At 73.3% G+C, this 2172-nt stretch carries 2 protein-coding genes and 1 pseudogene; 2 read left to right on the plus strand and 1 reads right to left on the minus strand.

Annotated elements, in window-relative coordinates; genetic code table 11:
- Both FUT87_RS25375 and FUT87_RS25380 read left to right on the plus strand, forming a co-directional pair.
- Positions 1–744 (plus strand): NAD(P)H-dependent glycerol-3-phosphate dehydrogenase (locus tag FUT87_RS25375; RefSeq protein WP_147242798.1); only part of this gene is annotated, 744 nt, incomplete at its 5' end.
- Positions 745–874: 130 nt separating this feature from the next.
- Positions 875–1818: pseudogene (locus FUT87_RS25380) on the plus strand (Bug family tripartite tricarboxylate transporter substrate binding protein).
- Between the two features lie 9 nt (positions 1819–1827).
- Here the strand turns inward: FUT87_RS25380 and FUT87_RS25385 are convergent.
- Positions 1828–2172, minus strand: a 345-nt coding sequence (locus FUT87_RS25385; RefSeq protein WP_147242799.1) for a tRNA (cytidine(34)-2'-O)-methyltransferase, incomplete at its 5' end; no start/stop codon positions are given.

A 2172-nucleotide genomic window follows, 5' to 3' on the forward strand; every position in this document is an offset into this window, starting at 1 on the left:
GCGGTGCTGGGCCTGCTGGCCGCGCTGTGGCTGTGCAAGGGCTTCGAGGCCGGCACCGGCCTGCTCGGCCACGAGATCGCCCGGGAGGTCGCGCCGCGGCTGGCCACCGGCGTCCTGTCGGGTCCCAGCTTCGCGCAGGAAGTGGCGGCCGGGCAGCCGACGGCGCTGGTGTCCGCCTCGGGCGATGCCGCGCTGGCGCAGCTGGGCGTGTCGGCGTTCCACAGCGAGCGGCTGCGCGTGTACTCGTCGGCCGATCCGGTCGGCGTCGAGGTGGGCGGCGCGGTCAAGAACGTGATGGCGATCGCCGTGGGGATCGCCGATGGCCTGCGGCTGGTCGCGCAGGCGCAGGGCGGGCAGGGGCCGGGACTCAACGCCCGCGCCGCGCTGATCACGCGCGGCCTGGCGGAGATGCAGCGGCTTGCGCTCGCGCTGGGCGCGCAGCCGGAGACGCTGCTCGGGCTCGCTGGCCTGGGCGACCTGGTGCTGACGGCCACCGGCGATCTGTCGCGCAACCGTCGCGTCGGCCTGCTGCTGGCCGAGGGCCTGGACCTGCCTGGCATCCTCGCGAAGCTGGGCCATGTCGCCGAGGGCGTCTACAGCGCGCCGACGGTGCTGGCGCGGGCGCGCGGGGCTGGCGTCGACATGCCGATCACCGCGGCGGTCGTCGAGGTGCTCGAAGGCCGGCTGACGCCGCACGAGGCCCTGGACGCGCTGATGGGGCGCCAAGCGAAGTCCGAATGGTGAGGCGCGCTGGGTGGGACATGTCGGTGCGGCGCATGAGGACCATGGCATGAGCGGGCTCATGAAGCGTCGCGACCTGCTTGCCGCCGCCGCGGCGGCGACCACGACGGCGGCGAGCACCGGCCTTGGCCTGATGCCGGCTGTTGCGATCGCCGCCGCAACTGCCGGCAACGCCGGCTCATGGCCGTCGCGACCAGTCCGTCTCGTCGTTCCCTTCCCGGGTGGCAGCTCGCCGGACCTGGTGGCCCGCTATCTCGCCGAGCCGCTCGCGCACACGCTTGGCCAGCCGGTGGTCGTCGACAACAAACCGGGCGCGGGCGGCAACATCGGCACCGGCGCGGTCGCGAAGGCCGCGCCCGATGGCCACACGCTGCTGTTCACCATCCAGGGACCGCTGATCACCGCGCCGCTGCTGGCGAAGTCGCTGCCCTACGACCCGCAGCGAGAGCTGCGCGCGGTGAGCTTCATCGCCAGCTCGCCGAACGTGCTGGTCGTGCCGCCGTCGCTGGGTGTGGAGACGCTCGCGCAGTTCGTCGCGCTGGCCAGGCGGCGCGCCGGCGAGCTCAACTACGGCAGCGTCGGCAACGGCAGCGCCGCGCATCTGGCGATGGCCTCGTTCATTGCTCGTGCTGGCCTGGCGATGGTCCACGTGCCGTATGCCGGGTTCCCGCAGGTCGTCAGCGCGATGCTCGCGGGCCAGATCCACGCCGGCTTCATGGTGCCCGCCATCGCGATGCCGCAGGTGCGGGCCGGCAAGCTGAAGGCGCTGGCGGTGACCAGCGCGGCCGCTTCGGCGCGCTCGCGGAGCTGCCGACCGTGGCCGAATCCGGCTATCCCGGCTTCGAGGCCACCTCGTGGCAGGCGCTGCTGGCGCCGGCCGGCACACCAGAGGCGATCGTGCGGCGGCTGTCGGACGAGGTGGTCCGCATCGTCCGCGGCGAGGCCTTCCGGCGCGAGCTGCTACCGCTGTTCTTCAGCGCCGCCGGCACCTCGCCGGAAGGGCTGGACAGCCTGATGCGCGACGAGCGCCAGCGCTGGGGCGCCTTGATCAAGCAGTTGAAGCTCGAGCGCGAGTGAGCGCCTGGCTCAGACGCCGTCCGCGTAGCCGTTCTGCCGCCAGCCTTCGAAGACCGCCACCGCCACCGCGTTGCTGAGGTTCAGGCTGCGTTGGCCTTCGCGCATCGGTAGCCGCACGCGCTGCTCGAGCGGGAAACCATCGCGCAGCGCCGGCGGCAGGCCGGAGGTCTCGCAGCCGAAGACCAGCCAGTCGCCCGGCTTCAACGCGACCGTCGGCAGCAGGCGGCTGCCGCGCGTGGTGAACGCGAACAGGCGCGTCGCGTCCGGCTGTTCCGTCGCCAGGAAGCGCGCCCAGTCCGCGTGCCGCAGAACCGGCGCGTACTCGTGATAGTCCAGGCCGGCGCGCTGCAGCAG

Source organism: Mitsuaria sp. TWR114 (genome assembly GCF_007997345.1).